The 14,579-nt window shown below is 48.5% G+C and carries 18 protein-coding genes; 11 read left to right on the top strand and 7 right to left on the bottom strand.

Features of this window, described 5'->3' with window-relative positions; all coding sequences use genetic code 11:
• Window positions 1-168: 168 nt before the first annotated feature.
• From GN112_RS26315 to GN112_RS26305, 3 genes are all read left to right on the top strand, one after another.
• Window positions 169-618 (top strand): hypothetical protein, encoded by a 450-nt coding sequence (locus GN112_RS26315; protein WP_155312886.1) that lies wholly within the window; start codon window positions 169-171, stop codon window positions 616-618.
• 75 nt (window positions 619-693) lie between these two features.
• Window positions 694-2,559 (top strand): IS21 family transposase, encoded by a 1,866-nt coding sequence (gene istA / locus GN112_RS26310; protein WP_162459130.1) that lies wholly within the window; start codon window positions 694-696, stop codon window positions 2,557-2,559.
• Window positions 2,552-2,914, top strand: a complete 363-nt coding sequence (locus tag GN112_RS26305) for an ATP-binding protein (RefSeq protein ID WP_155312884.1) — start codon at window positions 2,552-2,554, stop codon at window positions 2,912-2,914. Before istA ends, GN112_RS26305 begins: the two co-directional genes overlap by 8 nt.
• Window positions 2,915-2,975: 61 nt before the next feature.
• Here the strand turns inward: GN112_RS26305 and GN112_RS26300 are convergent, their stop codons facing one another.
• From GN112_RS26300 to GN112_RS26290, 3 genes are read right to left on the bottom strand one after another with little or no spacing between them, the layout of a single operon-like run.
• Window positions 2,976-3,998, bottom strand: coding sequence for a tyrosine-type recombinase/integrase (locus GN112_RS26300; RefSeq protein ID WP_162459129.1), 1,023 nt, complete (start codon window positions 3,996-3,998; stop codon window positions 2,976-2,978).
• Window positions 3,991-4,965, bottom strand: a complete 975-nt coding sequence (locus tag GN112_RS26295; RefSeq protein WP_155312882.1) for a tyrosine-type recombinase/integrase — start codon at window positions 4,963-4,965, stop codon at window positions 3,991-3,993. Before GN112_RS26295 ends, GN112_RS26300 begins: the two co-directional genes overlap by 8 nt.
• Window positions 4,952-6,214: a site-specific integrase gene (locus tag GN112_RS26290; protein WP_155312881.1), complete on the bottom strand. Its 1,263-nt coding sequence runs from the start codon at window positions 6,212-6,214 to the stop codon at window positions 4,952-4,954. The genes GN112_RS26295 and GN112_RS26290 overlap by 14 nt, the downstream gene beginning before the upstream one ends.
• Before the next feature lie 157 nt (window positions 6,215-6,371).
• Between GN112_RS26290 and GN112_RS26285 the strand changes: the two genes are divergently transcribed.
• The 7 genes from GN112_RS26285 (at window position 6,372) to GN112_RS26255 (ending at window position 9,964) form a co-directional block, all read left to right on the top strand.
• Window positions 6,372-6,767, top strand: a complete 396-nt coding sequence (locus GN112_RS26285) for an ATP-binding protein (RefSeq protein WP_155312880.1) — start codon at window positions 6,372-6,374, stop codon at window positions 6,765-6,767.
• Window positions 6,768-8,003: 1,236 nt separating this feature from the next.
• On the top strand, window positions 8,004-8,234 hold the full coding sequence (locus GN112_RS26280; protein ID WP_155312879.1) for an addiction module protein: 231 nt from the start codon (window positions 8,004-8,006) through the stop codon (window positions 8,232-8,234).
• Window positions 8,231-8,551 carry a type II toxin-antitoxin system RelE/ParE family toxin gene (locus GN112_RS35440; RefSeq protein ID WP_155312878.1) on the top strand — a complete coding sequence of 107 codons (321 nt, stop codon included), beginning with the start codon at window positions 8,231-8,233 and terminating at the stop codon, window positions 8,549-8,551. Before GN112_RS26280 ends, GN112_RS35440 begins: the two co-directional genes overlap by 4 nt.
• Before the next feature lie 136 nt (window positions 8,552-8,687).
• The gene (locus tag GN112_RS26270; RefSeq protein ID WP_155312877.1) at window positions 8,688-8,936 is read left to right on the top strand and encodes an AbrB/MazE/SpoVT family DNA-binding domain-containing protein; all 249 of its coding nucleotides are present in this window, start codon (window positions 8,688-8,690) and stop codon (window positions 8,934-8,936) included.
• Complete coding sequence (locus GN112_RS26265) at window positions 8,937-9,272, top strand: type II toxin-antitoxin system PemK/MazF family toxin (protein ID WP_155312876.1); 336 nt, start codon at window positions 8,937-8,939, stop codon at window positions 9,270-9,272.
• A 214-nt stretch (window positions 9,273-9,486) separates the two neighbouring features.
• Entirely contained in the window at window positions 9,487-9,720 is a 234-nt protein-coding gene (locus GN112_RS26260) for a CopG family transcriptional regulator (RefSeq protein WP_155312875.1), read from the top strand.
• Entirely contained in the window at window positions 9,707-9,964 is a 258-nt protein-coding gene (locus GN112_RS26255) for a type II toxin-antitoxin system RelE family toxin (RefSeq protein ID WP_155312874.1), read from the top strand. The genes GN112_RS26260 and GN112_RS26255 overlap by 14 nt, the downstream gene beginning before the upstream one ends.
• A 437-nt stretch (window positions 9,965-10,401) precedes the next feature.
• Here the strand turns inward: GN112_RS26255 and GN112_RS26250 are convergent, their stop codons facing one another.
• The 4 genes from GN112_RS26250 to GN112_RS26235 are packed head-to-tail and all read right to left on the bottom strand — an operon-like array spanning window position 10,402 to window position 13,651.
• On the bottom strand, window positions 10,402-11,070 hold the full coding sequence (locus tag GN112_RS26250) for an AAA family ATPase (protein WP_155309036.1): 669 nt from the start codon (window positions 11,068-11,070) through the stop codon (window positions 10,402-10,404).
• Window positions 11,046-12,725 (bottom strand): integrase, encoded by a 1,680-nt coding sequence (locus GN112_RS26245; RefSeq protein ID WP_155309035.1) that lies wholly within the window; start codon window positions 12,723-12,725, stop codon window positions 11,046-11,048. Before GN112_RS26245 ends, GN112_RS26250 begins: the two co-directional genes overlap by 25 nt.
• A complete protein-coding gene (locus GN112_RS26240) occupies window positions 12,706-13,281 on the bottom strand; it encodes a plasmid partition family protein (RefSeq protein WP_155309688.1) in 576 nt (191 codons plus the stop codon). Before GN112_RS26240 ends, GN112_RS26245 begins: the two co-directional genes overlap by 20 nt.
• Before the next feature lie 4 nt (window positions 13,282-13,285).
• Entirely contained in the window at window positions 13,286-13,651 is a 366-nt protein-coding gene (locus tag GN112_RS26235; RefSeq protein ID WP_197743251.1) for a hypothetical protein, read from the bottom strand.
• A 229-nt stretch (window positions 13,652-13,880) separates the two neighbouring features.
• Between GN112_RS26235 and GN112_RS26230 the strand changes: the two genes are divergently transcribed.
• Window positions 13,881-14,111: a hypothetical protein gene (locus GN112_RS26230; protein WP_155309029.1), complete on the top strand. Its 231-nt coding sequence runs from the start codon at window positions 13,881-13,883 to the stop codon at window positions 14,109-14,111.
• Window positions 14,112-14,579 lie beyond the last annotated feature (468 nt).

The following is a 14,579-nucleotide window of genomic DNA, read 5'->3' as shown; positions in this document are numbered from 1 at the left end:
CCGGCTATTTTCTTAGCCAAAACCATCGAATATTTCTTGCCAACCATCCTTTCATTCCATCTAATTCCCTAAATCTTTTAAGAATCCTTTTTATTTTTTTGATTCCAACCTGTTTTCCATTCACCATTTTGGGCAATGACAAAGAATCTGCAAAATACAGGTGGTGCCATGGAACCGGTGCTTTGTTTGAACTGTTATGATTTTTTCCCGCCCAGTCCAAGACATAAAAACCAATCGTATTGCATGAAGCCTGAATGCCGCCGAGCAAAAAAGGCCGCCTGGAAACGGGCCAAGATGCAAACCGATCCGCAATTTCGGAAAGATCAGCAGTTGAGCAACAAAAAATGGGTGCAAAACAATCCCGATTATTGGCGTCGGTATCGTAAGCGAAATCCGGAAAAAGCCGAAAGAAATCGTATCCTTCAACGCATTCGAAATCAACGCCGCCGAGCAAAGCGGCAAAAAACCGGGGTGGTCTGTTCTCCTTTGATTGCAAAGGTAGACGCGTCAATACCCAATCGTTTCGGTATGCTTGGCCAATTCTGGTTGGTTCCGGTGGTTGCAAAGGTAGACCCGTTAAAAGTCAATATCGTTGAAATACCAATGTGTTACCAATGATTGCAAAGAGGGACTCGTTAGGTACTGGCGCATTGTCGTGGTAGGTTGATGCCAAACCAAGACAAGGAGGTCGCCATGATTACCAAACGCGTTCTCAACCCGGGTCGTATCCGGAAAATCGGCAAAGGGTTCAGCTTTATCCCCCACCGTTTCTTGACCGGCGGATTTCTGGCCGCCCTGAACCAAACAGAGATCTTGCTGTATCTATTTCTCGTTTTGGCAGCAGACCGATATGGCTTGTCATTTTACAGCTACGACGCCATCTGCAACCTTTTGAAATTTACCCTCGATCAGTATGTCCAGTCCAAAGACGGATTGATCAAAAAGGATCTGATCGCCTTGACGGCACCATCTTCCAAGTGTTGGAGCTACCGAACAGCCCACCGGTTGAAAATCAACCTGTCAAACCATCGCCTCTTGAAGCGCTTGTCGGCCAAATGCTCAAGGAGGTATGAAATGAAAATCGATAGCCATATCATTTTTGAGATCCATCGACTCTCCGATTTGGGATACAAGCAGCGCAAAATCGCCAGACAATTGGGCATCAGCCGGCCAACAGTAAAAAAATATCTGGAGAACCCGAAGAGAGAACGAGCCAACCTCCCGGGCAGGCCCTCCAAACTCGATGCTTATCGCGATTTGATCCATCAAATGCTCGAAAAAGACCCCGACATCTCAGCGCCGGTAGCACTTCAGCATCTGACCGCAAAAGGATTTGATGGGAAAGTGACCATCGTCAGAGATTATTTGCGAAAACAACGCGGGCAAAAAGCGTTTGGCCAAGCCTTTTTGCGTATTGAATCGGAACCGGCCGAGCAGTTCCAAATCGATTGGGGGCACTTCGGCCACATCACCTACGGCGAAACCCGGCGAAAACTCTACGCCCTGGCCGTGGTGGAAAGCTTCAGCCGCATGATCTACGTGGAATTCACTCACAGCCAGAAGCAGGAAGTTCTCCATCAATGTCTCTTACATGCCTTTTCCTTTTTTGGCGGAACGGCCAAACAGATCGTGGTCGATAATATGCTGACCGCGGTGACCGAACGGAAAGGCAACCTGATTCGCTTCAATGGTCACTTCCTTGAATTTCTGCGGCCCTTTAAAACAACACCGGTGGCCTGCCATGTGCGGGCGGCCCATGAAAAGGGCAAGATCGAATCGGCCATCAAATATTTACGCTATAATTTCTTTCCTCTACGATCTTTTGTGGATATCGTGGATGCCAACCTTCAGGTCAGGGACTGGCTGCATCAAGTGGCCAATGTGCGGCTTCACCAGGGCACTGGATGTCGCCCCATCGATCGCTTTGACCAAGTTCAGCTCCGGCCTTTACCCTCCTTGCTCCCCGACTGCAGAGAAACCAGCCAGGTCAAAGTCTACAAAGACTTTGCGGTCCGGTTTGACGCCAATACCTATACCACGCCGCCATGGGTCATCGGAAAATCGGTTACGGTCAAGTCCGATTCGACGACGGTATCTGTTTATTTGAATCAGAAAAGGGTCGCCGTCCACCAGCGTTCATGGGAGCGAAAAAAGCGAATCGAACTGCCCGACCACCGGGACCAAGTCAAGAAACTGCAGCAAAAACTATGGCATGACAAAAACGTGGCCGCTTTCTCGTCAATGGGACAACCGGCAGTTGCGTATCTGAAAGGCCTTTTGGAATCCAAGCAAACGATCCGCAAAACCGTCGCCAAACTGTTGGCATTAAAGGATCAGTACGGATCGGCCTCGGTTCTTTACGCCATCAGCAAGGCGGCTTCCTTTAACGCCTACGGCGTGGAGTATATCGAAAACATCCTGTATCAGGAGATGACACCCCAAAATCATCACCCGCCGGTTCAGTTGAAAAACGAGGCCTTGAACAACATCCGCCTCAATGAACCCTGTCTGGCCGATTATGACGCCTACATCGTGAAAAGGGGACAAACCGATGGTTGAGAAAATTATAGAGCAGTGTAAACAGCTCCGGCTAAAAGCCGTCATGCTGAATCTGGATCAAGTTATAGAACATGCCAGTACGCAAAACTGGCCTTGCCTGAAAACCATCGAACATTTGTTTGACCTCGAACTTGAACAGCGCCGGCAAAACCGTATTTTTCTGATGTTTAAACGGTCTAACCTGCTTGAAAAGCCCACCGTCGACCAGTTTGACTTCGACCATCACAGTTCCCGTAAAAAACAGAAAACAAAAATTCTAAATCTACTTACCCTGGAGTTTATCCGGCAAAAAATGGACATCATTTTGATTGGTAATCCTGGGGTTGGGAATTATGTGAAGCATTCGCTTATGTAAAGTTACCCACGCAATTTCATTCCATGTAACGATAACTCCTCCAGCTACTTTACATAACATTTTAAGCACAAAGCTCCACAAGCCAGGTCATCAGGCCCCGGTCCTTCTCCCAGCTGGGTATGATATCCTGTGACGGTACTTCATACGCGTCTTCGAGCGCCTTGCGTTTCGCTTCTGCATCCACCTTTGCATAAATTTCTGTGGTTGTCACCGAAACGTGGCCGAGAATATCCCGAATATAGATCAGCGGAACACCACTTCTGAGCAAATGAATGGCCTTTGTATGTCTGAGACAGTGAGGTGAAACCGTTCCCGGTACATGGTGACTGCCCTCAATGGACATGCTCTTGACGTGTTTGGACAGGATGTAGGCGACACCTGCGCGCGACAGTTTGCATTTCCGGCTGTTCATGAATACCGGAAAATCAGACGCATTGGATCTTTCGATCCATCCCTTTTCCTGAAAATATCCTTCCATAATAGATGCTGTCTTCACGGTGACAGGAACAACGCGCGTCTTTCTACCTTTTCCGTACAGGGTGACTGTGGCGGGTTGCTCCAGTCTGACATCCCGCACACGAAGGTCGATAATCTCCTGGACTCTTGCCGCGGTATCGTAGAGAAGCACGAGTAGCGCATGGTCACGCCGCCCTTTCGGAGTGCTGGTATCGGGCTGGCTGAGTAACAGGTGTAATCCTTCTGGACTGAAGTAGTTCATCGCCTTGCGTGCAACCTTCTTCATTGGAAGGTCAAGTATACGCTGGCAATTCAGTAGGTGCTCCGGCTGCAATGAAGCCACGTAGTGAAAAAATGATTTGAACGCAGCCAATCGTTGGTTTCGGGTCCCGACTCCACAGTGTCGCACCCGTTCAAGCCAAGCCAAGTATTCGGCTACCAACTCCGGAGTGAGGTCGGAGATGCGGATCTTGTCGGCTTTCATTTTTCTGTCCGTCTCGCAGAATACCAAGAACAGTTTAAATGCGTCTCGATAGGAGGTGATGGTGTTCGTACTCAGGTTCCGCTGTCCGGGGAGGTAGCGCGAGAAAAACCCATTGATATGTAAGGCGAAATCAGTCTCATTCATGGTAGGCCTCCGGGATGATCCACCCATATTTTTTTTCTACGGTCTTTATCAACTCAGGAAACATCACTGCAGTAAGCCGCAGATAATGTTGGCATGCTTTCAGTCCTTCATGCCCCATGTAGATAGCAAGGTAGGGAAGTGCTGTCGTGAGATTCTTGCCATCCCGAACCCACTTGTTCAGGACCCGAACAGCAAAGGTGTGGCGCAGGTCATGTAAACGAGGGCCTTTCCCCCTGCCGCCGTGAGAAATGCCTGACAAACGTAACGCCTTTCGATATAGGCCGTACGCGGTTCCGGAATTGTATGGTATGCTCTTCTTGTTTGGGAAAAACCATCGCGACGAGTTGAAGCTACGTATGGATTGACTGTTACAAACATATTCCCGGCATCTTAGCACAAGAGATTCGGCCATGGGAATGATCCGCTCTTTTCTGTTTTTCGTAATGCGTAGCGATAATGTGCCATTCTCGACATCGACATCCTTCTTTTCTATTTGCAGTGTTTCGGTGATCCGCGATCCGCAGCCAATCAGGATTCTGAACACCACCGGGAAGACCAAATCCGAATGGGTTGAGATGCCGGTGGCGCACAGCTGGTCTACGGTACCAAGCAGCGAGCCGAGCTCGCGATCGGAAAAGATGTAGGGCGTATAGGCGTAGTCCTTCAGAAGGGTGAGCCGCTGTGGAACGATAATCGCATCATATCCCATACGGACCATGTATGCCCCCAGACCACGAAGAACGGAGAGCCGGTGACTTCTGTTCGTCTCGTTTTCCCACGGCGTCTTTTCAATCCACCGCTCTACCAGTTTTCGGGAGAGTCGGGGAATACCATGATCGATCTCCTCTTGGATATCAACGATTCGGCGGAGCATCTGAGATCCTTTGTCGAAACGATATCCGGTTGCCCTTTTTTCCTGAACATAGTCGTCTACGATCTGCGCAAATGTTTCCTCACGTGGTTCCATTGGGTAATACCTCCTCAGGGTCAAGCGCACATTCTTTCAGTCTGGCAATGTCAGTATGGAGGTAAACGCTGGTTGCCTCAGAAGTGACGTGCCCAAGTACCGAGGAAATTACCGAAAGCTCGACATCATTTGCGAGCATCACGCTGGCAAGAGTATGCCGAAGCGAATGCATTCCCTTGGGCACTTCACTGGAGATTCTAACGCCCGCCTGCTGGATTCGTTTGGTCAGGATGGCATTCAAAGCGCAGGAGTTCAGACCGAATGGTCGTATTGGTACTGTGCAGGTAAGGAATACCTCCGGATGCTCGGAGTGCGGCCGACCATTCTGTAGGTAATCAATGATAGCCCACCCGACGTCCCGCAACATCGGCAATCTCAACGGGTTGCGGGTCTTACTCTGAACGAGCTCAATCACGTTCTCACTCCAGCGTAGATCCGAGAGCTTCAGGGTTTTCACATCAGCCGAACGCAATCCGTATCGGGTGACGAGCATCATTATGGCATAATCGCGTTTGCCCACAGGATTGCCCCGATCTATTGAATTGAGAACTGACAACAAATCCTCCTGATTCCATATGCGAGGAAGACGGAACTTCCGGTTTGCTTTTACCACCGGCAACTTGTCCGATAGGTTTTCTTCAGTAAACCCCTTTCGGTAGAGATGACGGAAAAACACCCTACTTGCGGTCAGCATGGTGGCGACTGTCCGACTATCCAGTTCAATTTGTGAGCGGAAAAACTCCGATATTCTTTCGGCGGTAATACTCTGCAAACTTGATACCCCATGCTGGTCGAAAAAAAGCAGCATACGTTTGATCCGATTGAGCCTGGTGTAGGTACCCCTTTCGGAGTATCCTGCCTTGCAGCAAAGGGTAACGTATGAATCATATGCATCTTTGAATTGATTGGGAAGCTCAAGGGCGGCAAGTTTGCCCTGCTTTTTTAACGGGAGGCATCCATGGAGTTGCCATTCAGCCAGGCACTGGCACACCCGGATCGGAAGATAGGAGTTTCGTTTGTAAGCGTGCTCATTCCCACTGCCCACAAGTGTAGGGTCTATTCCGAGGGTATCTCTCAGCCACCGGTGACACACGTCTAAGGAATGGTGATGTATCTGTCTCTCATCCGCATACAGTAGAAATTTTTGATACAGCCTTTGATACAATTTGATGGTCTCGGATGCATAACCGAGTCGTTCAAGTTCCCCGATGACCGCTTCGATCAGTTCCCTGATGGTTGCTTTTTCCATAACGTTCTCCTTTGAAATGGTTTTTCAAGGATAATATTATGGAAAGTGATTATGCGCTACTATCTGAATTTGAAGGGCATTCGCCTCATTACTTTACATAAGTGAATGCTTCACATAATTTCCGTTATGTAAAGCTTTACATAACGGAAAAAGCTTCCTGGCCAAGTGCATCGCCTATGCCGCCACTCAGGCCGGTATCAAAACGCTTTTCACCTCGACGATGGATATGCTCAATCATTTGATCGCTGCAGAGGCAGACCATTCTTTGCTGAAAAAACTCCACCACTATCAATCCCAGGATTTGCTTGTTTGTGACGAGATCGGTTATCTTCCGCTTGGCCAGCAAGGATCAAATCTGTTCTTCCAGGTCATCAGCCATCGGCATCAGGTAAAATCGACGATCATTACGACCAATTTGCCTTTTGGCGACTGGGGTAAAATATTTGATAGCACCACCGTGGCCACAGCGATCGCCGACCGTCTGGTTTACAACGCGCATGTCCTTATTTTGGAGGGCCCCAGCTATCGAAAGAGGTCAAAACCGGCTGAGTAAAATAAACATGGGGACAATCGCAGCACCCATCATATAAACTGACAACGCCTGATTTGTCAAAAAGTCTGGGAACGCAGAGCTATGCGACATGAAGCTTCTGGTAAAAGGGTTTTCCGATGATTTTGGTAAACTTTCTCGCCGGCGTTTCTACCCAGACTTTCGGCAAGCCGCGACGCTACAAACATTTCCATCTGCTGTGGCTTTATGTTCATAAGTACACGTCTCCTAATGGTCATTTTCATTTACCCGTGCCATTCGGTCCGGGCACCGTTCGGGCCTTTCACCGGGGTGAGCCTCCTGTTACGCTTGACCCGCGGGTAGCTCGCGCATCTCGTTTCCTCCGGTTACATTATGCCCTTAAGCTGACTCCCGCTGCACGGTGGCGCACCTTGCGGTTTGCTCACTCGAATGATCTGTCGCCGCTGGCTCCTTTGGTTTCGTGTTCCTCTCCATAATGGAGTTTGGCTCATCGCCGGTCAGGGGCCAGGCTTCCGACGATGCCGGGGGTTTTGGTGGCCGGATTCCCCTTTACCGGCAAATTCACACGACAGCACCCGAGATGCAGCGGGCCTCCCGGGGTAAACACACATCTTTCGGTACGTAAGCGCCGAGTATACGAGCACTGCCTGAGATGGATAGAGGACTTAACCTTGTGTTGCAGGCTGGTCCCACAGATGCGCGCCTGACTCGATTTCTGTTCGTCACCCCGTACCTTCGCGACGGCCCTGCCGCAGCAGGGCGGCTTCCTCCCCAGGCACCGTTGCCGGATACCCAGTTGCCATGTCGCTACACCCTTCGCCTCCATCGGGCTGGGTCTAAGACTTGCCAAGCGATCCAACAGACTGATATGCTTGGCTCACTTTTAAGATGTGTGCCGTGCCCGGCACACAACCAGAGCTTGCAGCATAGGAATTGTCAGGCATGCAAAGATCAGAGGAAAGGCTAACCCCTTTGATCCAGAGTACGATACGTACTTTAAACGACGCAGGTTCAAGCGAACCTACGGACAACAAGCATGCCCAGCATAGTTCACTTAATACGAAAACGGCCGGGCTGCCCAGCAAAGGCACGCCTTAATGAATGCTTGAGCCGTATGACGGGAAACTGTCACGTACGGTTCTGAGGGGGCTCGGGGCTGGAAACAGCCCCCGGCTACCCGATTCTCAAACCAATTATTGGTAAATAATCGAAACTGTGTTATTTTACATAAGTTATAGTTTGATTAGGAGGTATCGAATGTCTAACCTATTGAAAAAAATAGAACATGATGCACTTAACCTCACCAGCCAAGAACGCGCATTTTTAGCTGATCGCTTACTGAGTTCCCTCGGCGAAGAGGCGCTCACAGAGGTGGATGAGGCCTGGATTGAGGAGGCTGAGCGTCGTTATCAGGATTACAAGGATGGCAAACGCCCTGGCATTTCTGCCCATGAAGTTTTTGCAAAAGCTGATTCTATGCTGAAATGAATTCGGCTAAATTTGACCCAGAAGCTCAGGCCGAATTTTTATCGGCTGTAATGTATTACGAAAAGTGTCAAGAAGGTTTGGGGCGTCGATTCCGCCTCCTTGTTGAATCTGCAGTCCAAAAGATCGTCGAATCTCCTTTCATATATCGTACGCTAAAAGCGCCTTTTAGACGTTATCTATTGCCAAAATTTCCATATTCGATCATTTACTCTATTGAGCCGGATCATATCCGAATAATCGCAGTTGCGCACAATAAGCGAAAGCCTGGTTATTGGTCAAATAGATTTCAGAACCTGCAAAAAAGCTCTGATAAATAATCACATGGAAAGCACCAGTTGTTTAATTTTTCTGTGCGAGCCCCTGGCTGCTCCTTACTTCTGCGTTGGCCAAAATAATCCTTGATCACTTCGTTCATCATGGCTATACTTCGGATATACATAAGGAGGTGGCCGCATGCTTGCAAAAATTCAGAAATGGGGAAACAGCCAAGGGCTTCGTCTTACAAAAAACCTGCTCGCCGATGCGCAGCTTGGAGTCGGTGACGAGGTGGATATCAGTATAAAAGATGGTATTATGATTGTCACGCCGGCCAAAAAGATACGCGGCAAACACAGTCTCAAGGATCTTGTCGCACGTATTCCTGAAAATTACAAAACCGGCGAAGTCGACTGGAGTGATCCGGTTGGCAAGGAGACTTGGTAAATGGCTGCTTATGTCCCCAAGCAAGGGGACATTATCGCAATCACATTTGATCCACAATCTGGTCATGAGCAGAAGGGGCGACGCCCTGCTTTTGTTGTCAGCAAGGACCTATTCAATCGAAGCACAGGTTTGGCTATTGTGTGCCCGGTAACAAACACAGAGCGAGGTTTTCCCTTCCACGTTCCTATACCAAAAGACAGCAAGCTGACCGGTTTCATTATGGTTGAGCAAGTTAAATCTGTCGATTTTCGAGCTCGTCGTGCCAAACGAATTGAACGTAGCAGTGATGAACTCCTATCTGAAGTTCTGTCCATACTGGATGCATGCATTTATTAGCATGCCAACAATAGCTTTCACACAAGACCGGGCGGGCCATGGCATTTTTTGGGAAACTTGTGGCGATCACAGCGTACTGTTTTTTTATGATAGCTCATCAGTTTCCCCGCCCGGCCCCTCAGCTCCCCGTTCGCTTCAGATTTGTTTTGTCTGGAATTGACATCATGACGTCATGGTGCTATAGTGTTTTCAAGAACTAAATGGAGGTAACACTATGGCTACATTATCAAAAAGATCAACTATTTACTTAGACCCTGCCCTGCATCAGGCATTACGTCTTAAATCTGTTGAAACATCGCGTTCAATGTCTGATATTATTAATGAAATTGTTAAAGAAGCCCTGGCAGAGGATGCTGAGGATCTGTCAGCCTTCGACGAAAGGGCCAATGAACCCTTGATCAGCTATGAGGAAATGGTAAAGAGGCTAAAAAAAGATGGCCGGATATAAAATCTTCTTTAGAAAATCGGTCTGGAAAGATTTTGAATCCATCCCCAAAAAAGAATTAAATAGAATTCTCGAAAAAATAGAGTCCCTTTCAGAAAATCCCAGGCCTTCCGGCTCTCAAAAATTAAGCGGCCAGGAGCGTTTTCGAATTCGTCAAGGCCGATATCGTATCATTTATTCAATTCAAGACGAAGAATTAACAGTTTGGATTGTTAAAGTTGGCCATCGTAAGGATGTATACCGGTAGCGAACCTGTCGTTTCACATTGACCGGGAAGCCGGGGCGGCCTTTTTCCATTGGGGCTGCGGCTTTCAACGTTTCTTATAGGAAAGTTCGTATTGGGCTCCGGGCAAGTGAACGAATCGTTATCAATGCTAAGGCAAAAATAGTGTAACGCTTCCCGTTCTGTTTATTCAGGCCCCGTTTAAAAAATATCCCAAATATATTAATGCGTTAGTGATCATTGGCTGCCTTTAGGACGTTGCAAAATAATGTAACTTTTTCATCGTATTTCAGGCCTTGAAGCATCTTATGCCGCTGCGCGTTAGCGGTTAATAGAGAAACGATGCAATAACAATCGACTTTACGAGAGTTAAAAAAAGTTACGATGTGGGATTTAGATTAACAGGTCTTGGGAGAAAGCTGATTCGCCGCAGAGTGAGGGAAGAGATTGTTTTTTGGAGCCTACATGGGATGAAGATTGGCGAGAAAGTCGACCGCCAGATTTAAATCGACGAAGCTATGGCCCAGTTCTTTGGCCTTGTCGCGGCAATCCGTGCAAATTTCCTTGAATTTTCTCATATCGCCCCTGGTGGCCACATAAATCTGTTCGATGGCTTCAGATTCAAAATCCTTGTATTCCAGGATGAAATCCTCGACTACGATGGGATACAGAATCAAGGTTTTCAATCGGCTGAGGATATCCGGATGCTGGCTGGTCAAATATGTCCTCACCTTTGGCAGTCCGGCCAAAACGATGGGCACGTGCGCGTCCATGATTCGTTTCAGGTAGGGCCAAACCCTTTTTTCGATGTCATTGGCCTCGTCGATGATGATGTAATAATCGGTCAGATTGCGGATCAGCTTCAAATGATGGGGCGTGCGCCGATAAGTGGCCACCGCCTCGTAGTTCAACCCTTGAAGGATGGAGGCCAACATTTCATGCACATTGAAAAGCGACTCCACCCATACGCCTTGAAGTTTTTTGGGTTTGAGCAGTTCGAGGAAACGAGTTTTTCCGACACCATATTCGCCCTCGATCAATACGCTCTGTCCCCGGTAGATCCGGTTGTATACCGCGGATAGATAGGAGACCCGGCGCTTATCGTTTATAAAACTTTGTTTTCGCTGCATGAGGCATACGGGGCCAAAGGGTTGTTTGACAATTGTCTTTCGCAATCCAAAATGAACGCATTGAAAAGCGCCTTGCCGGTGATGGTTTCAGGCTGGCGTAGTTTGATCGCGTAAGCGATATATCGTTTCCGGTGTTGCCGATAGATTGTTTGGGCGGCATCGAGGGTCAAACCCCGAAGATGGATGTCAATCAGTCGTGGCCTGTCCACCGCCATCTTTTTCTCCTGCAGAAAAGCGCTGATCAATTCAACCGCGTTGGGTTCGGTGCCTGCCTTTTTGACCGGCTTTTCGTAAGGTTCCCGGCGCAGCGCTTCACCCAGCAGGATACCGTTTTCCTTATGCTCGAAGATAAACAGCTTGTCGCCAAGATCGGAGATATACACCTTGGTGCTCTTGTGGCGGCTGAAGTGTTGCGCGCCAACGGCCACATAGTAGGTCTGCTTTTTGAAAGTAATGATGCCTTTCGCCCCCACGGTGGCGTTGATCTTGTCATAGCCGTATTTGACGAAATGGCGTACGTCATCCGCACTGAACGTTATCCACTCGTATTGGGCAAGACCGTCGTCAAACTTCTCCTTGGGCACCCAGGCCGATGTTTTACCGTTCACAGAATAATAGTGCTTTTGCTCATTGTGCTGCCGGCGATAGGCTTCGAGTAAACCACTCTGGCGCAGCGTTGCAAGATCGATGTCGAGATAGGTGATGGTAATTTTTCCTTTTTTGCCCTTTTTGTAGATATAGCCCGGTTCTGTCTTAACGATGCGGTCTTCAAAGTGCTTGATGATCCGCATTTCAAAATGATGGATGCTGCGATGGGATGATTCCAGATGTGCTTTGTCCTTGGGCGCATGGATGCGTGAGAAGTTTGGTTGCAGATAAAATCCGCCTGGCAATGAAAATTTGATGTTCAGTTCGTTGATGGGGCGTTTCAGGTTGACAAAACCCTTTGCATTGTCCGGTCTCAGCCGTATCTTTTTTTGCGGAAAGGGGGTGCTCACCAAAAATTTCTCGAACAGGTCCACCGAATTTAGACTGCTTTCGGAAAAATAGGCGTCAAGCACAAGCATGTTGCGCGATCCGGTGTCAAAAAACTCGATCACCTGGGGCTTGGCCCAAACGCCGTCGTCCGATCGAATCTTGAAATAGCGAAACCTGCATCCGTCCATTTGAATCAAATCGAAGACCGGTTCGTCCTTAAAGCAGACGCTGGGATCGTTCTTTTCCTCGAAGTCTGGTTTTTCCAAATAGACCTTGAGGTTGGCTTGCCTGGCAAAACGCCTTAAAGCGCTAAGTGAGATGCTACGTTCGAACTCTTGTTCGAGCCAGGCGTGGTAATTTTTGATGGTTCGTCCATGGCGGGTGATAAATACAAAACGATCGTCCGATGGATCGCTGGAAGCCTTGACCATCTCGATGAAGCGGTTTTGGATTTTTTCGGTCAAGACCCGGCGCCGGCCGCTGCACTTTCTGCCTTCCATGATGCCTTGGCCGGCAAGCAGCAGCGGTTTGGGAATGACGCCGGTCTTACGGTATTGATCCATGTAATATTTTTTGGCCCTGCGTTTGGCGCTGCCGGTTTTGTCCATGATCTTTTTGTGCAGCAAGATCAGGAAACGGTCGTCCATGGGCAGTTGTTCAAAGTCTTTGTCTTTCATGACGAATGATTTTCTCTTTCATCACTTTCAGCCAGAATAAGGCCGCTTGTCTGGATGTCGTTTGCCAATCATCGTTTTGCGCCGACCGAATCTGTTCCAGCATGGCCATCACGGCCGTTTTATAGTCTGCGCTGATGATATCGACCACAGACGCATTCTTTTTTTTGACATGCTTGGCCTTTAGGGTTTGATGGGCGTACTTTCTAATATTCTTAGCCGTGAGCGCCATGCCGGATGCGATAAATGCACGCCAGATCTTGCGTTGATCCTCTTTTGTAAAACGCGTTAGAATCCTGGCCTGGTATTCATTCTCCGGAAGGATGCCGTCGCCAATTGGAGACAAATTGTCGATGACATTGGCGGCCTTAATCAGACGATATGCCTGGGATCGGGCCATATCCCACCGGTCCTTGACATAGCCTTCAAACGAATCGAACAGCAAATCTCGAAACAATTGATCGTCTCGAATCTGCTTTAATGCCTTACCGGTTTGGTGAAAATGGTGTTGATTGGCAGCGATGATCTCCTCCAATTGGGTGAGTCGGTTGTTGGCCATCTGTTCACCCGATGCTCATCCGTTTCCCGATATCGCCAAGCAGTTGATTCAATTCCAACCGTTGGTCCGTTAAAGGATCCGGTCTGTTTGGTACAAGGGTTTGCAAATATTTGACACTGTCAACGAATCCAAGGCCTTTCACGGTCATGACCAAATCAATCGGGTTGAAGTTTTTCTCGCAAAGAAAGCACCTGGCGAGATTGGTCTTGGGGTTGGTCGCGGTTTGAAATTCATTGCATAGCGGGCATAGAAAACGAAAAATGCCTTCGATCACTTTAGATGGGATATGAAGCTGTTCTTTGATCAGCCAGTCAACCGGGATCCGATTGCGCAGTTGAAACAGTTCTCCCCCTGTAAACCGTCGTCTCATGATATTGGCCTCCTTATCTGCGTAAAAAATCCTGAAAAAGATTTCATCCATAACCACGGCGTGGAAAATGGCTCACAATTTCACCCGGCCGACCGCAAAAATGGCAGCGGCATCGAAAACCGAGGCGAAAAGGTACCGAAATTTCGATCTGTGGTGGCAACATAACCCGTTTAAAAGGGCTTGTTGAAGTATGATCATCCATGTTTTTTCTACGTGGATCGATTTCACGATGCCGACGACGGTTTTCGGCAAGACGGTGGGCTTTTTTACCTTTATCGGTTTTACGGTAGCGTCGCTGCGCTTTTCGACGGGACTGGAGACGACCGGCGATGCGGCATGCATCGCAACAATAAGCATGCCCACGAAAGCAGCACCGGCACACACAAAAAACGGTGTTGCACCAACGACAGGATATTTGGATCAGCTTTACCATCCGGCCTTGAAAGTGGCCGGAGTTTAAAGTAATTTACTTAATGAACATCCGGCCTTGATACGGAGTTCACCCTGAAAGCCCGGAAGTGATGGTTCCGGGCTTTCTCCTCATTTTCTTGGACCATGACAATACCCACTTTACAACCTACAAAAACTTTTTGGTAAAAACGATTGCCGGCGGGAGCTATTGCGGCGGGGTAGCGTGGTAGGTTTATTGATTTTTGGGGCGGGGTCTCGCTGCGGGATAGTAGAACCAACCGTTACACTTTTGCCGCATAGGCGGGGTAGGCCGTTACACTATTTTTGCCTTAGCAAGCGGGCGGTGAATCATGAATTCTTGCGAAAGATTCGATGAGTGTAGTGCTCCGCTTTGCCCACTGGATGAAAACGTAGACAAGCGATGCTGGTATAGCGACGAGGGGGTGTGCCAGTCTCGCAAAGATGGAAACAGGCGTTGGATCAAGAAACAGAAAAGCATCGTGCACCGTCAGATAAA

This window comes from Desulfosarcina ovata subsp. ovata (genome assembly GCF_009689005.1).
Classification (GTDB): domain Bacteria; phylum Desulfobacterota; class Desulfobacteria; order Desulfobacterales; family Desulfosarcinaceae; genus Desulfosarcina; species Desulfosarcina ovata.
This window is presented reverse-complemented; position numbering and strand designations above follow the sequence as displayed.